Origin of the sequence: Roseomonas aerilata DSM 19363 (assembly GCF_000711725.1) — a bacterium.
Lineage (GTDB): Bacteria > Pseudomonadota > Alphaproteobacteria > Acetobacterales > Acetobacteraceae > Roseomonas > Roseomonas aerilata.
In genome coordinates this window covers 279255-293699 of sequence record NZ_JONP01000004.1, presented here as the reverse complement: position 1 = coordinate 293699, position 14445 = coordinate 279255, and the positions used below count along the sequence as shown (strand labels likewise).

The window sequence follows — 14445 nt, the reverse complement described above, 5'->3', positions numbered from 1 at the left end:
CTTTGCCTACACGGTCACCCGCACGGGCGACCTCAGCGGCACCAGCACCGCCCAGTGGTCCGTCACCGGCAGCGGCAGCAACGCCGCCAATGCCGCGGACTTCGGCGGCACCCTGCCCAGCGGCACCGTGTCCTTCGCCGCCGGCGAGGCGAGCAAGACCATCACGGTCAGCGTCGCCGGCGACGCCCTGGCCGAGACCGACGAGACCTTCACCCTCACGCTGGCCTCGCCCTCGTCCGGAACCACCATCACCACGGCCACGGCCACGGGCACCATCCAGAACGACGACGGCGCGCCCGTCAGCACGGTGCCCACCGCGGGTGACGACAACCTCACCGGCACCGCCGCGGCCGACCGGATCGACGGCCTGGCCGGCAACGACACCATCGACGGCGGCGCCAGCGGCGATACCCTCTACGGAGGCGCCGGCAACGATACGCTGATCGGCGGGGCAGGGAACGACACCCTCTACGGCGGCGTCGGCGACGACACCTTCTACGCCGACAGCACCAGCGACACGATCACCGAGAAGACCGGCGAGGGCACGGACTTCGTGTACTTCTCCGGCACCGGCAAGTTCACCCTCAAGTCGAACGTGGAGAACCTGGAACTGACGGGCAGCGCCGACAGCTCCGCCACCGGAAACGCCTCCGACAACCGGATCACCGGCAATGCCGGCATCAACACGCTCGTCGGCGGGGACGGAAACGACATCATCCTCGGCCTGGGCGGAGACGACATCATCGAGGGCGGCGCCGGGCGCGACCTGCTGACAGGCGGGTCGGGGGCCGACAAGTTCCTTTTCCGCACGGCCGCCGAAATCGGCGGCGGCGCAACAGGCCTGCCCTCCGACGTCATCTCGGATTGGGCGGCGGGCGACAAGATCGACCTCTCCAAGATCGACGCCATCGCCGCGACGAGCACGAACGACAAGTTCCTCTTCATCGGAACGGCCGCCTTCACGGGCGCGGGACAAGTCCGCGCCGTCCAGAACGCGGCGACCGGCGAAACCTATGTCGAAGGGAACGCCAACGGGGATCTCGCCGCCGACTTCTCGCTCGTCCTCACCGGCCTCCATACGATCGTCGCCACGGACATCATCCTCTGACGCGTGGCGCCGGCGAAGCCTCCCCCGGAACGCCGGTCAGCGCGTCCCGGGGCGAGGGGAGGCGGGCGCCGCGCGCGTGAGAACGCCGATCCGCCGTTCCGGCCTGAAGCGGGGAGGGGGCCTGCCGCAAGGCCGCCCGGCCCTATGCCAGGCCTCCATCAGCCAGCGCTTCCCGGCCCCCGCCCTGCCTCGCCGAGGAGGGGAGCGGCAATCGTGCAGCGCACCCCATCCGCGCCCAGCTCGTAGCTCGTCCTCGCCTTGAGCTGATAGGGCAGGGCGCGCTCGATCAGCTCGCGCCCGAAGCCGCCAGGCCGCAGCCCGGTGCCGCCGGCGATGGCAACACCCGCTTCCTGCCACAGGACATGAAGCCAGGGCGCCTTGCCCGGCTCCTCCCGCGCGATGTGCCAGGAAACGGCCAGTTTCCCCCCCGCCTTGCTCAGGGCCCCGTATTTGAGGGCGTTCGTGGCCAGCTCGTGCAGGGCCAGCGCGAAGAGTTGCGCCTGCGTCCCCGGCAGGTCGATCGCCGGCCCACTGACGGTCACCCGCTCCAACATCCCAGCGCCAAGGGCCGCAAGCTCGGCACCCACGAGGTCGGCCAGCGGCACCGTCCAGGCCGGCGCGCGGGAGAGGAAGCCCTGCACCCGGCCCAGCGAAGCCAGCCGGGCATCGTACTTCTCGAGCCCCGCCGAGGGGCCCAGGCTCCGGCGCGCGATGGTGCGCACGACCGCCAGCAGGTTCCGCGTCCGGTGCTGCAGCTCGGCCACCATGACCTGAAGCCGCTCCTGGTTCTGCTCCAGCATCGTGGCGTTGCGCTTCAGCGCATCGATATCCGTGATGACCGCGACCGCCCCGCTGACCCTCCCCACCGCATCCTTGACCGGCACCGCGGCCATCCGTGTCCAGATCTCGCGGCCATCGTCCTGCGCGTAGCTCATCTCCACCCCGGGCAGGACATGCTCGCCACGCAGCGCGCGGGAGTCCGGGAAGTCCGAAGGCTCAACGCGGCGCCCATCCGGCTGATAGGCACGCCACCGTTCGCCGCGATCCTCGTCGCGCGAAGGCATGAGGCCGGTCGGCAGGAAGCGCCGCATCTCCTGGTTGGAAAGAAACAGGTCGCCCCGGCTGTCCAGGACACCGATGCCGACCGGCAGGACATTGAACACGGTGGCGAGTCGCTCCTCGCTCTCGCGCAGCCGCTGCTCGATCCGCCTGCTGAACAGGGCCTGCAGAATGGCCGGGGCGAGCGCTTCTGCCGCCTCCAGATCCTCCGGACGATAGCCGCCCTCGCGGTTCCCCAGCCCCAGCATGCCGATCGTCCGCCCGGCATGGATCAGCGGCACGCCCAGGAACGATCTCAGCGGCGGATGCCCCTTCGGCGTGCCGATCCGGTCGGGGTGCGACACGGGATCATTGGCGATCAGCCCCTTTCCATCCAACAGCACCCTTCCGTAGATGCCATGAAGCTTCAGCCCCGTCGGCGCCTTGCCCCTCGGAAAGGCGGGATCCTCCATCGAGAAGGCCTGCCAGCCGCGCTCGCTGACGGAGAGATCGTCGAGCCGGTTCGTCCTGAAGTTGATCTCGCCCATGAAACCAAAGGCGCTCCCGGTAACCTCCTCGGCCACGGAGAGGCAGACGCGGCCGAGTTCCTCCTCCGTTGCGGCGATCAGGGCCTCCTGGAAGATCCGGTTGATGCCATCGAGCACCATATTCTTCCGCTTGAGACGGCATTCGGACCGCACCTGTGCCCCGACTTCATGTCCGGCCATATGGACGCACACGATCCGACCGGCGTCGTCGCGAACAGGGATGAGCGTGGCGTCGAACATGTCGGTGCCGGATCCGTCGCCGCGCGTGTCCAGCGGCTGGCCGGTGACCTGCACGACCTCGCCCGCGAACGCGCGGGCATAGAGAGGGCCGACCACCCTCCAGCCTTCCGGAAAGGTGGCGGGCAGGGGTCGCCCGAGCGCGGCCGGGTGCCGCTCGCCATAGAGGCGCGCCGCGGCATCATTGTAGATCAGGATCCGCTCCTCCCCATGAACCAGAGCGGAGACCGACGGGCTTGCGAGCACGAACTCGACCATGAGCTTCAGGCGCTCCGGCCATCCCTCGATCGGACCGAGCGGCCCGGCCGACCAGTCATGGGCGCGGATCCGCCCCGCCATCTCGCCGTCCTGGAAGGGCCAGGAGTGGTTTCCCGTCGCGTAGTTCCCCATGGAAACAGTAACGCTTGCCCGGAACTCTCGGTCCAATCGAGCTACCGAGAGGTGGAGCCGGCTCGGACAGCAAGTTGATCCCACCCCCGGGGTCCTCCCCATCCTCGGCGCTGCTCCATCGGGCCGACCCGGGCAGCCGCTGACGAGAGCCGGGGCCAGAAGAAAACAAACCGGCGGGCCTCCAGTGCGGTGCCGAAGCCGCCCCGACCTCACGAATGGCTTGCTGCTCCGGCAGCCCTGATCCCCAGAGGGGCTTGCTGGAAAGCGGCCGACCCGCAACTCCCGCCGAGGAGGCAGGAACCACGCCGGATCATTCCTTCAGCGTCGCATTTCGGGAGCCGGCCGCAAATCGCAACCGGCTCCGAAAACCCCGCTCAAAAGGAACGAGATCGCATCGAACGGCGCATGCGAGGGAAAGCCAGGCTACGCAACCCTGCCTCCTCGGCCTGCCTCCTAGAAGGGCAGGATCGCATCCAGCAACTGCTGCCCGTAGCGAGGCTGCTGCACGTCGCTGATGGTCCCGCGCCCGCCATAGGCGATCCGCGCCTCCGCAAGCCGGTCGTGCTGCACCGTGTTGTCGCTCGCGATATCCTGCGGCCGGATGATCCCCGCCACCGTCAGGTCGCGCATCTCGTGGTTCACCCGCACCTGCTGCCGCCCACCCACCACGAGATTCCCGTTCGGCAGCACCTGGTTGACCGTCGCCGCGATCCGCATCGTCACCGCCTCGTTGCGCTGGATCTTCCCGTCGCCGTTCGAGGTATTCGCCGAATTCGCCTCCACGAGCTTCGTCGGGTCGATCCCGCTCGGCAGCAGCCGCGCATAGGAGGCATCGAGCCCCATCAGCCGCGGAAGCCCCATGTTCTCCGTGTTCCCGCGCGACCGCTCCGAGGAATTCGAAAGCTGCGCCGTGTCCTTGATCGCGACGAGAACCGTGATCAGGTCCCCCACCGCTGCCGCCCGCTGGTCCCGCAGGAAGGTCCGGCTCCCCGGCCGCCACAGGCTGTTCGCCACGAGCTGCCGCGAATCCTGCGGCGCCGGCATCGGCATGGAAACCGGCCGGTAGTCCGGATCCCGCGTCGGATCCGCGATCGGCGACAGCTCCGGCGCATGCCCCACCCGCGCCAACCGCTCCACCGAGCCGCAGCCCGCCAGCAGCGCCCCCATCAGCAGTCCCATCGAAATCGTGGCGAGTTTCGTCATCGCACCCATCCTCACCGGTTCGCCGGCACGCTGCCGCCAGGCACGCTTCCGAAAGCTACCCGCACACGCCCGGGCCCGATCGCCTCCGCCTCCACCACCGCGCGGGAGGAAAGGTTCATCACCGGCACCACCTCGCCCCGCGCCGCCGGCGCCATCGCGCGCCCCTGCGCCGTCAGGCTCAGCCCCGGCCCGTCGATCAGCATCAGCACCGTCGCGTTCCGCTCGATGACCGACGGGGCCGAAAGATCGACCACCGCGAAGGGCAGCCCCTCCGCCACCGGCCGCCGCAGCGCCTTGCCCACCACCTGCCCTGGATCGGTCGCAAGCCCCGGCCGCACCCGCTCCGCCCGCTGGCGCACCAGCCGCAGATCCTCGGCCCGCACCACCTCGCCCAGCGCCAGCCGCCGCGTCGCGATCACCACCGCCGAGGTCGCGAGAGCCCGCCCCGCCAGCCGCACCCGCTGCGTCGGCATTCCCTCCGCCACCACCACCAGCGTCGCCGAGAACCGATTCGTCGCCGCCTCGAAAGCTGGCTGCTCCAGCGCCAGCTGCGTGAAGGAAGCCAGCGGCACCATCGGCGCCTGGAACCCCGGCAACTCCAGCTCCGCCGCGGAATCGAGCCCCATCCGCCCGAACTCCGCGCGCAGCAGGTCCAGCACCTCGTCGCGCGGCACCGCGCGACCGGGCCGCTCCACCACCACCGTGTCCGCCGCCGTCAGCGGCCGCCACATCACGCCATTCGCCCGCGCGATCGCGAGAAGCTGCGCCGGCTCCACGACGATCCGCCGCCCCGGCGCGGGCGAGGGCCCGACCACCCGCGCCGCGTTCGCCCCCGCATTGTCGAACAGGTCCGACAAGCGGATCGCCGCCTCCTCCACCACCGCCACCGGCCGCAGCAGCGCAAGGTCCGCCCGCGCCGAGAGCGGCGCCAGCAGCAGCCCGACCGCGAGAAGCGCCCCCCGCACCGCGCTCACCGCAGCCGCGCCACGGTATTGAGCATCTCGTCGCTCGCCGTGATCACCTTGCTGTTCATCTCATAGGCGCGCTGGGCCGTGATGAGGCTCGTGATCTCCTGCACCACGTTCACGTTCGACGTCTCGACGAAGCCCTGCATCACGTTGCCGAAGCCCGGCGCCCCCGGCGCCCCCTGCTGCGCCGCGCCGGAGGAGGCCGAAGCCATCAGCAGGTTGTCCCCCACCGCCTCCAACCCGCCCTCGTTCGCGAAGATCGCAAGCTGGAACTGCCCGACATTCTGCGCCGCCGTCTGCCCGTCGAGCTTGACCAGCACCTCGCCGTTGCCGTTGATCGTCACGTCCCGCGCATTGGCGGGGATCGTGACCCCCGGCGCCACCGGATACCCCTCCGCCGTCACGATCACGCCCTCGGGCGAAAGCCCCAGCGTGCCGTCCCGCGTATAGGCCGTCTCGCCCGAGGGAAGCTGCACCTGCAGGAACCCGTTGCCGCGAATCGCGATGTCGAACTTGTTCTCCGTCTGCTGCAGGCTCCCCTGCTCGTGGATGCGGTACACGCCCGCCGCCCGCACGCCGAGCCCGACCTGCGCGCCCGAAGGAAGCGTCGTCCCCGTATCCGAGGATTGCGAGCCCACGCGCCGCATGTTCTGGTACATCAGGTCCTGGAACTCCGCGCGCCGGCGCTTGAATCCCGTCGTGCTCATATTCGCGATGTTGTTCGAGATGACCTCGACATTCGTCTGCTGGGCCATCATGCCCGTGCCAGCGGTCCAGAGCGCACGCATCCGCTAGAACTCCCCAACCGGCGACCGCCGGCACTGCTTGATTGACGATTGGTTCGCAGCCCCGAACCCGCCCTCCGGATTCGACCCCATCAGCTGCGCTTCCGAAGGATGCGCTCGACCGCCGTCGAAACGCGGTCGCCCTCCTTCTCCACGAACTGCGCCATGAACTGGAACTCCCTCATCTCGGCCGTCAGCCGCGTCAGCTCCAAAACCGGCTGCACGTTGCTTCCCTCAAGCGCGCCCTGCACCACCGCCGGCCGCTCGATCGTCTCCGGCGCCTGTCCGGGCGCCGCCGCCAGCAGCCGGTCGCCCTCGGGCACCAGCCGCTGCGCCTCGGCGAACCGCACCACGCGAATCCGCCCGATCTCCCCATTCTCGCTCGACAGCGTGCCGTCGCCCTTGATCGTCAGCCGCGTGTCGTTCGGCGAGACGCGCAGCGGATTCCCGCCGGCGTCGAGCAGCGAATTCCCCTCCATGTCCACGATCGTCCCCTCGGGCCCGAGGCTGAACCGCCCCGCCCGCGTGTAGCGCTCCCCCCGCGGCGTCCCGACGGAGAAGAGCCCCTCGCCAGAAATCGCGATGTCCAGCGGATTCGCCGTCATCTGCACCGGCCCCGGCCGCTCGTCCCGCCAGGCCGCGCGGTCTTCCGAGAAATGCAGCGATTCGCCGCCGGGCACCGACCGCGCGCCCCTCTGGCGCTCGAGGTGATCGGCGAAGGCCGGCCGGATGGCGCGGAACCCCGGCGTCTCAGCGTTCGCCATGTTGTTCGCGAGCACGGCCGTGGACCGATTCTGCGCCACCAGCCGCGAGAGGGCGATGTAGCCGGCATTGTCCATCTTCCGTCCGCCTCCTGCGTCAGGGGCGCCACCATGCGCCGCCAAGGTTTCGGAACCGTTGGCGCAACCCGCGTGCCACCTCTTTTCAGGCCCCGGCCCGCCCTCCCTGCCGCCCCTCCGGCAAGAACTGCCGGTCATGCGGCCATTCGCACCCGGTGCAACCCTCCGTTAACCGCACCCCGTCAGGATCACCCCATCGGAACGGCAGGAAGCACCCGACAAAGATGTCCAGCGCGGCGATCACGGCGGATGAGGGGGAGGCAGCCCCCGTCAAGGGCGGCAAGAAGAAGCTCATCATCATCGCCCTCGTCCCGCTGCTGCTCGGCGGCGTGGGCGCGGGCCTCTGGTTCAGCGGCCTCCTGCCCTTCGGCAAGTCGGGCGACCACGGGGCGGAAGCCCCCGCGCACGGCGCCGCGCCGGACGCGCACGGCGCGCCCGCAGCGGGCCACGGCGCCCCAGCGGCAGGTGGCCACGGCGCCGCCCCCGCCACCAACGCGCAGGCCGGCCGCGGCACCGTCTTCCTCGACATGCCGGAGGTCCTGACCAACCTCAACGTCACCGGCCGCCGCGCGACCTTCATCCGCCTCCGCGCGAAGCTCGAACTCGCCGCGGATGCCGACACGGCGGCCGCCAACGCCGCCATGCCCCGCCTGCTCGACCTCTTCCAGACCTACCTGCGGGAGATGCGGCCGGAGGAGCTGCGCGGCAGCCAGGGCACCTACCGCCTGCGGGAAGAACTGCGGAACCGCGCCGCCGTCGCCGTCGGCCCGGGCAAGGTGCTCGACGTCCTCTTCGTCGAACTCATCGTGCAGTGAGGGCGGGCCGATGAGCACCGAAGACGACGATCTCGCCGCCGCCTGGGGCGCCTCCCTCGACGACGAGGGCGACGACGCCGCCGATGCCACGTCGGGCGCGGGCACCGACGCCGCCCGCGTCCTCAACCAGGCCGAGATCGACAGCCTTCTCGGCTTCGACGACGGCCCCGCCGAGGGCGCGAAGTCCGGCATCGAGCGCATCATCAGCAGCGGCCTCGTCTCCTACGAGCGCCTGCCGATGCTCGAGATCGTCTTCGACCGTCTCGTGCGCCTGATGAGCACCACGCTCCGCAACTTCACCTCCGACAACGTCGAGGTGTCGATCGACGGCATCACCTCGCTCCGCTTCGGCGACTACCTCAACTCCATCCCGCTCCCCGCCATGCTCGCCGTCACCAAGGCGAAGGAGTGGGACAACTACGGCCTCATGGTCGTCGACTCCGCGATGATCTACTCCGTGGTGGACGTGCTGCTCGGAGGCCGCCGCGGCACCGCCGCCATGCGCATCGAGGGCCGCCCCTACACGACGATCGAGCGCACGCTGGTCGAGCGCCTCATCGGCGTCATCCTCCGCGACGTCTCCGCCGCCTTCGAGCCCCTCTGCCCCGTGGAGTTCCAGTTCGAGCGGCTGGAGGTGAACCCGCGCTTCGCCGCCATCTCGCGCCTCTCCAACGCCGCCATCCTCGTGAAGCTCCGCGTCGAGATGGAGGACCGGGGCGGCCGCGTCGAGCTCCTCCTCCCCTACGCCACGCTCGAGCCCGTGCGCGAACTCCTCCTCCAGCAGTTCATGGGCGAGAAGTTCGGCCGCGACTCCATCTGGGAGAACCACCTCGCCGACGAGCTGCGTCACACCGACGTCGCCCTCGACGTCGTGCTGGACGACCAGCCGCTCCCGCTCTCGGCCGTCGTCAACCTCAAGCCCGGCGACCGCATCACGCTGAACGTCGGCCCTGGCGCCCCCGTCGTGCTCCGCTGCGGCGAGGTCTCCCTCTTCGAGGCGATGCTCGGCCGCCGCGAGAACCGCCTCGCCGTCAAGATCGAGCGCGAGCTGAAGCGCATGGGAACGGAGGAGCCGGCATGAACGCCATGGGCACCATCGAGTGGATCCTGCAGGGCGCGCTGCTCGTCCTCCTCCTCGCCGCCATCCCCTTCGCGCTGCGGCTCGAGCGCGGCCTCGCCGCCATCCGCCGCGACCGCGCCGCCCTGAACGACGGCGCCGAGGGTGTCGAGACAGCGGCCCGCGGCGCGCAGTCCGTCCTCGCCGCGCTGCGTTCCTCGCTCGAGGTGCAGGCCCGCCAGGCCGCCGCCGCCGAGGCCCTGCGCGACGATCTCCGCTTCCTCATCGAGCGCGCCGAAGGCCTCGCCGACCGCCTGGAAGGCGCCGTCCGCCGCGCCCGCCCGCTCGCCGGCCCTCCCGGCGCCGCGCCCGCTGAGGAACCCGCGCGCAGCCAGGCCGAGCGCGACCTCCTCCAGGCGCTGAGGCAGGCTCGCTGATGCCTGCCCCCACCCCAGGGAAGCGCGGCCTCGCCGCGCGCCTCCCCCGCCCAAAGCCGCGCCTAATGCCCCTCATCCTCGCGACCTGCGCGGGCCTCGCGCTGGTGAAGGCTCAGGCCCTGCTGAGCGCGGCCCCCAACGGCGCGGCGATCGTCTCCTCCGCCGCCGCTTCCTCGCCCCCGCCGGCCCCCGCGCCCGCCCGCGCTCCCGCCCCGCCGCCGCCCGAGCCCCCGCCGCCCGACCCGGTGGACCAGGCCGAGCGCGCGCTCCTCGGCCGCCTGCGCGAGCGCCGCTCGGAGCTGGAGGCGAAGGAAGCCGCCTTCGCCGCCCGCGAATCCGTCCTCGCCGCCGCCGAGCGCCGCCTCACCGCGCGCCTCGAGGAAATGGCCGCTCTGCAGGCCCGCCTGGAAGCGCTGGAGCGCGGCCGCGGCGAGCGTGAGGAGGCCGGCTGGCGCGGCCTGGTGAAAACCTACGAGGCGATGCGTCCCCGCGACGCCGCCACCGTCTTCGACGAACTGGAGATGCCCGTGCTCCTCCAGATCGTGAACCGCATGCGGGAGGCGAAGGCCGCTCCCGTGATCGGCGCCATGCGGCCCGATCGGGCAAGAAGCCTGACCGCGGAGCTGGCCCGGCTCCGCGCTGCCACAAACCGGACGGACTGAAAGGAGAGCCTTGTCATGGACAAGAACACCAACGTGCTCATCGTCGACGACTACAAGACGATGCTGCGGATCATCAGGAACCTGCTGAAGCAGCTCGACTTCAACAACGTCGAGGAGGCGACCGACGGCCAGGAGGCGCTCGCCAAGCTCCGCGCCGGCAACTTCGGCCTCGTCATCTCCGACTGGAACATGGAGCCGATGACGGGCCTGGACCTGCTGAAGGAGGTGCGCGCCGATGCCCGCCTGAAGTCGCTGCCCTTCATCATGATCACCGCCGAGAGCAAGACCGAGAACGTTGTCGCCGCCCGCGCCGCCGGCGTCTCCAACTACATCGTCAAGCCCTTCAACGCTGAGACGCTGCGCGAGAAGATCGAGAAGGTGATGGCCCATGCTTAACGTGGACCGCGCCCAGATCGCCCTGAACGTCATGTCGGGCCTCAACAAGACCGAAGCCACCCTCCTGCAGGAACTTGAAGCTCTCGGCCGCATGGTTGCCCATGCGAAGGAGGAGATCGCGGCGATGCGCGTGGAGAACGTGGACGCCACGCATCTCCCTGCCGCGACCGACGAGCTCGACGAGGTCGTGAAGAGCACCGCCAACGCCGCCAACGAGATCCTCGACGTATGCGAGACGCTCGAGAATCTCCAGGCGAACGTGTCGCCGGAGGCCTCTGACACCATCGCCGTCTGCGTCACCCGCATCTACGAGGCCTGCGCCTTCCAGGACATCACCGGCCAGCGGATCGGCAAGGTGGTGAACGCGCTGAAGCAGATCGAGCAGCGCGTGCGCGAGACCACGGGCCGCTACGCGCCCTCCGCCGCGCTCCCCGCCCGCACTGCGCCAGCCCGGACGGAGGGCGAGCGCCTGGCGAACGGCCCGCAGCCGGTCGCGGCCGCCTCCTCCCAGGCGGAGATCGACGCCCTGCTGGCGAGCTTCGACTGATGCGTTTCGCGGCGACCGGCCTCGCCCTGCTTCTCCTCGCCTCGCCCGCCCTGGCAGAGCGCGTCGGGGTGCAGCTGAGCGACCAGCCCGGCAACAGCCGGGTGGTTCTGGACCTCGCCGCGCCCGACACGCCCTACCGCGTGGAGAACTGGCCGAGGGGCACCTTCGTGCGCCTCGGCCCCAACCTCACCCTGGACATGCCCGCCAACCGCCGCATGCCCCGCAACCTCCGCGCGATCGAGGCGAACGCGGACGGCCTGCTGCTCACCACCCGCCCCGGCACACATCTCCGCCATCAGCGCGCCGGCAACCGGCTCGTGCTCGAGGTTCTCGACGGCCCGCCCCCGCGCGCCGGTCGCGGCACCCCGGCGCCCGAGCCCGCGACGCCCTTGGCTCTCGCACCGCCCAGCCCCGCCCCGGCCCCCGCTCCCCCCGCTCCGCCCGCGCCCACCACCGCCCCGGTGACACCCGTCGCCACCGCCCCGCTCCCGCCGCCCGCGGAGCCCCCGGCGCCCGCGCCCAGCGGCACCCCCCTCCGCCTCATCGGAGACGGTGACCGCCGTGCCCTCGCGCTGCCACTCGCCCCAGAGACGGCCCTGGCTATCCTCCGCCGCGGCGACCTCCTCCTGATCGTCCTCGACCAGCCGCAGGATTTCGACGCCACCCCCCTGCGCGACGATCCCGTCTTCGGCGCCCTCGAGGTCGAGACGCGCCCCGAGGCCACCATCCTCCGCCTCCCGCTCGCCGCCCCGGCCTCGCTGCGAGCCCGCCGTGACGGCGCCCGCTGGTTCCTCACCCCCGTCGCCACCCCCGAGCGGGAGCGCTCCATCCTCGCCGAGCCCGAGGGCGCCCGGATGGTCATGCGCGTCGCCGCCCCCGGCCGTCCCGTCCCGATCCCCGACCCCGAGACCGGCCTGCCCCTCCTCCTCGGCACGGTGCGCGAGCCCGGCCAGGCCATGGGCGGCACGCGCAGCCTCGCCCAGCTCGACCTCCTCCCCACGCAGCTCGGGGTCGCGGCCCTCGCCCGCGCCGACACCGCCTCCCTCCGCCGCGCCGGCGACCGCTTCCTCCTCTCCGGCGTCGCGGGCGTTGCCGCCCTGCCGGACGCCGCCGAGGCCGCCGCCATGTCGCGGCTGATGGATCTGACCTCTCTCGACAATGCGGCCGCCAACGAGCGCCAGCGCGCGCAGAGCGCCAGCCTCGCCGCCACCCCGCCGCTCGCCCGCCTGCCCATCCGCCGCGCCGCCGCCGAGGGCCTCCTCTCCCTCGGCATGGCGCACGAAGCGCAGTCCATGATGCGCCTCGCCTTCCAGGAGGATTCGCGCGCCTCGACGGACCCCGCCGCCCTTCTCGTCCACGGCGCCGCCGCCCTCCTGGCCAACCGCCCCGCAGAGGCCGCGAACCTCCTCTCGCCCAGCCTGCCGCCGAGCGACGAGCTCACCCTCTGGCGCGCCGTCCTCGCCGCCGCGAAGGGCGAGCCCGCCGCCACCGGCTTCGCCGCCACACTCCCCCTCATGCTCACCTATCCCGAGCCCGTCCGCGCCCGCCTCCTGCCGCTCGCCGCCGATACCCTGATCGAGGGCGGCGACCTCACCTCCGCCCGCCGTCTCCTCCGCGCCGCCGGCGAGCGACCGGACCTCGCCCTGGCCCGCGCCCGCCTCGCCGAGGCCGAGGGCCGCCGCGACGAGGCCCTCGCGCTCTACGCCGCGATAGGGGAGGGGAGGGACCGCCTCGCCCGCGCCCGCGCCCTCCGCCGGAGCGCCGAGCTGCGCCTCGCCGCGGGCATGCTGGACAATGCCGGCGCCGCCGCCGCCCTCGAATCCGCCCTCTTCGCCTGGCGCGGCGACGGCGAGGAATTCGCCACGCGCCTCCGAATCGCCGCCCTCCGGCAAGCCGCCGGCGACAGCCGCGCCGCCCTCGACCTTCTCCGCGACACCGGCGAAACCTTCCCCGACCGCGCCGAAGCCCTCCGAGCCGTGCAGGAAGCCGCCCTCATCCAGGCGCTCACGAGGGAGCAGCCGACCGTCGCCGTCGCCCTTTTCGAGGCCAATGAACCCCTCCTCCCGCGCGACACCCGCGGCACCGACGCCCTCCTCGGCCTCGCCGAACGCCTCGCCGCGATGGACCTTCCCGACCGTGCCGCCGCCCTCGCCCAGCGCGCCGGGGAGCGCGCCACGCCCGCCCAGCGCCCCGCCCTCGCACTGCAGCTCGCGGGCTTCCGCCTCGCCGCCGGCGACGCTCCCGGCGCGCTCGCCGCCCTCGAATCCGCCCCCGCCACCCCCGAGAGCACCGTGCCACGCGGCCTCCTCGCCGCCCGCATCAAGTCCCGCCTCGGCGATGCGGATGGCGCGGCCACTACCCTCCGCACCCTCGGCACGCCCGGCCTCCCCGCGCTGACCGCCCTCCTGGCCGAGCGCCAGGACTGGTCCGGCGCCTCGGACGCCGCAGCTGCTCTCGCCGCCACTCATCCGGACGACGCCTCCACGCCGCGCGAAATCCTGCGCGCCGCCGCCTTCGCCACCCTGGCCCGCGACACCGCGCGCCTGACCGCGCTGCGCGGCGATTGGGCCTCCCGCCTCGGTAACGGCCCGCTTGCCGAAGCCTTCCGCCTGCTCACCACCGATCCCGTTCAAGGCCTCGCTGACCTGCCGAGGCTCACCCGCGAACTGGACCTTTTCCGGGGAATCTCCGCAGGGCTGGAGGCCTTCCGGATCGCAGCCGCTGTTTCGCGCTGAGCTGCGCGTCCAACGCGGGGGGGCGCCGCGTTTTTTTCGGCGGGAAAAATCGTAATTTCGCTTGCGTTGGGGGAGGGGGTGCCTCATATGCGCCCCCCGTTGACCTGATCGAATTCCCGATCGCCCTGGTCATCGCCGGTCGAGGATTGGGGGGCCCGCTGATGGACACTCTTACTGCTCCGCTGGGGATGGTTTCGGATTTCAGCCCGAGCGAAGCCCTGCACACTGAAGAGACGAAGGACTACTTCGTCGAGAAGAACGGCATCCGCTTCGCCGGGACTCACCTGATTATCGATCTGTGGGGGGCGACGAATCTCGACGACCCCGCGCATATCGACGAGATCCTGCGCGTCGCCGCCATCGAGACGGGCGCGACGATCCTGCACGGCCATTTCCATCACTTCCAGCCGAATGGCGGAGTGAGCGGCGTGCTCGTGCTCGCCGAGAGCCACGTGTCGATCCACACCTGGCCCGAGAAGTCCTACGCCGCGCTCGACATCTTCGTCTGCGGCGCCTGCGACCCTTACCTGGCGATCCCCGTGCTCAAGCGCGGCTTCCTGCCGGAGCGCGTGCAGCTCGCCGAGCACCGCCGCGGCATGCAGGCCTGAAGCAGAAGCTTCACCTGACCTGACCGGGGGCGGACCCTAGGGTCCGCCCCTTCTTCTTGTCCGGAGCAGCAT

At 71.5% G+C, this 14445-nt stretch carries 14 protein-coding genes; 9 read left to right on the top strand and 5 right to left on the bottom strand.

The window, feature by feature from the left end; all coding sequences use genetic code 11:
* Positions 1–1108: calcium-binding protein (locus tag BO39_RS29710; RefSeq protein WP_408735162.1), on the top strand; the 1108-nt coding region annotated here is incomplete at its 5' end.
* A 158-nt stretch (positions 1109–1266) separates the two neighbouring features.
* Here BO39_RS29710 and BO39_RS07130 read toward each other — a convergent pair.
* The 5 genes from BO39_RS07130 to BO39_RS07110 form a co-directional block, all read right to left on the bottom strand.
* Positions 1267–3321, bottom strand: a complete 2055-nt coding sequence (locus BO39_RS07130; RefSeq protein ID WP_052401714.1) for a PAS domain-containing sensor histidine kinase — start codon at positions 3319–3321, stop codon at positions 1267–1269.
* Positions 3322–3774: 453 nt separating this feature from the next.
* Positions 3775–4524: a flagellar basal body L-ring protein FlgH gene (gene flgH, locus BO39_RS07125; protein WP_156963551.1), complete on the bottom strand. Its 750-nt coding sequence runs from the start codon at positions 4522–4524 to the stop codon at positions 3775–3777.
* An 11-nt stretch (positions 4525–4535) separates the two neighbouring features.
* Positions 4536–5498, bottom strand: a complete 963-nt coding sequence (gene flgA / locus BO39_RS07120; RefSeq protein WP_043831396.1) for a flagellar basal body P-ring formation chaperone FlgA — start codon at positions 5496–5498, stop codon at positions 4536–4538.
* Positions 5495–6280 carry a flagellar basal-body rod protein FlgG gene (gene flgG, locus BO39_RS07115; RefSeq protein WP_043831394.1) on the bottom strand — a complete coding sequence of 262 codons (786 nt, stop codon included), beginning with the start codon at positions 6278–6280 and terminating at the stop codon, positions 5495–5497. The genes flgA and flgG overlap by 4 nt, the downstream gene beginning before the upstream one ends.
* An 89-nt stretch (positions 6281–6369) precedes the next feature.
* A complete protein-coding gene (locus BO39_RS07110; RefSeq protein ID WP_043831392.1) occupies positions 6370–7116 on the bottom strand; it encodes a flagellar hook-basal body complex protein in 747 nt (248 codons plus the stop codon).
* 224 nt (positions 7117–7340) lie between these two features.
* Here BO39_RS07110 and BO39_RS07105 point away from each other — a divergent pair, with 224 nt between their 5' ends.
* The 8 genes from BO39_RS07105 to speD all read left to right on the top strand — a co-directional run bounded on the left by BO39_RS07105 (position 7341) and on the right by speD (position 14373).
* Positions 7341–7931, top strand: a complete 591-nt coding sequence (locus tag BO39_RS07105) for a flagellar basal body-associated FliL family protein (protein WP_043831391.1) — start codon at positions 7341–7343, stop codon at positions 7929–7931.
* 10 nt (positions 7932–7941) lie between these two features.
* On the top strand, positions 7942–9012 hold the full coding sequence (fliM, locus tag BO39_RS07100; RefSeq protein ID WP_043831389.1) for a flagellar motor switch protein FliM: 1071 nt from the start codon (positions 7942–7944) through the stop codon (positions 9010–9012).
* The gene (locus tag BO39_RS07095) at positions 9009–9425 is read left to right on the top strand and encodes a DUF6468 domain-containing protein (RefSeq protein ID WP_043831386.1); all 417 of its coding nucleotides are present in this window, start codon (positions 9009–9011) and stop codon (positions 9423–9425) included. Before fliM ends, BO39_RS07095 begins: the two co-directional genes overlap by 4 nt.
* Entirely contained in the window at positions 9425–10087 is a 663-nt protein-coding gene (locus BO39_RS07090) for a MotE family protein (RefSeq protein WP_156963549.1), read from the top strand. The genes BO39_RS07095 and BO39_RS07090 overlap by 1 nt, the downstream gene beginning before the upstream one ends.
* A 15-nt stretch (positions 10088–10102) precedes the next feature.
* Complete coding sequence (locus BO39_RS07085; RefSeq protein WP_043831385.1) at positions 10103–10483, top strand: chemotaxis response regulator CheY; 381 nt, start codon at positions 10103–10105, stop codon at positions 10481–10483.
* On the top strand, positions 10476–11030 hold the full coding sequence (locus BO39_RS07080; RefSeq protein ID WP_043831383.1) for a protein phosphatase CheZ: 555 nt from the start codon (positions 10476–10478) through the stop codon (positions 11028–11030). Before BO39_RS07085 ends, BO39_RS07080 begins: the two co-directional genes overlap by 8 nt.
* On the top strand, positions 11030–13765 hold the full coding sequence (locus tag BO39_RS07075; protein WP_043831381.1) for a tetratricopeptide repeat protein: 2736 nt from the start codon (positions 11030–11032) through the stop codon (positions 13763–13765). Before BO39_RS07080 ends, BO39_RS07075 begins: the two co-directional genes overlap by 1 nt.
* Positions 13766–13926: 161 nt before the next feature.
* Entirely contained in the window at positions 13927–14373 is a 447-nt protein-coding gene (gene speD, locus BO39_RS07070; RefSeq protein WP_043831379.1) for an adenosylmethionine decarboxylase, read from the top strand.
* Positions 14374–14445 lie beyond the last annotated feature (72 nt).

Bases quoted from the DNA above. Each gene is read 5' to 3' on its own strand.
- BO39_RS07075 (WP_043831381.1), top strand. From the start codon at position 11,030: ATGCGTTTCGCGGCGACCGGCCTCGCCCTGCTTCTCCTCGCCTCGCCC.
- flgH (WP_156963551.1), bottom strand. From the start codon at position 4,524: ATGACGAAACTCGCCACGATTTCGATGGGACTGCTGATGGGGGCGCTG.
- BO39_RS07110 (WP_043831392.1), bottom strand. From the start codon at position 7,116: ATGGACAATGCCGGCTACATCGCCCTCTCGCGGCTGGTGGCGCAGAAT.
- speD (WP_043831379.1), top strand. From the start codon at position 13,927: ATGGACACTCTTACTGCTCCGCTGGGGATGGTTTCGGATTTCAGCCCG.
- BO39_RS07090 (WP_156963549.1), top strand. From the start codon at position 9,425: ATGCCTGCCCCCACCCCAGGGAAGCGCGGCCTCGCCGCGCGCCTCCCC.
- BO39_RS07130 (WP_052401714.1), bottom strand. From the start codon at position 3,321: ATGGGGAACTACGCGACGGGAAACCACTCCTGGCCCTTCCAGGACGGC.
- fliM (WP_043831389.1), top strand. From the start codon at position 7,942: ATGAGCACCGAAGACGACGATCTCGCCGCCGCCTGGGGCGCCTCCCTC.
- BO39_RS07080 (WP_043831383.1), top strand. From the start codon at position 10,476: ATGCTTAACGTGGACCGCGCCCAGATCGCCCTGAACGTCATGTCGGGC.
- BO39_RS07095 (WP_043831386.1), top strand. From the start codon at position 9,009: ATGAACGCCATGGGCACCATCGAGTGGATCCTGCAGGGCGCGCTGCTC.
- BO39_RS07105 (WP_043831391.1), top strand. From the start codon at position 7,341: ATGTCCAGCGCGGCGATCACGGCGGATGAGGGGGAGGCAGCCCCCGTC.
- BO39_RS07085 (WP_043831385.1), top strand. From the start codon at position 10,103: ATGGACAAGAACACCAACGTGCTCATCGTCGACGACTACAAGACGATG.
- flgG (WP_043831394.1), bottom strand. From the start codon at position 6,280: ATGCGTGCGCTCTGGACCGCTGGCACGGGCATGATGGCCCAGCAGACG.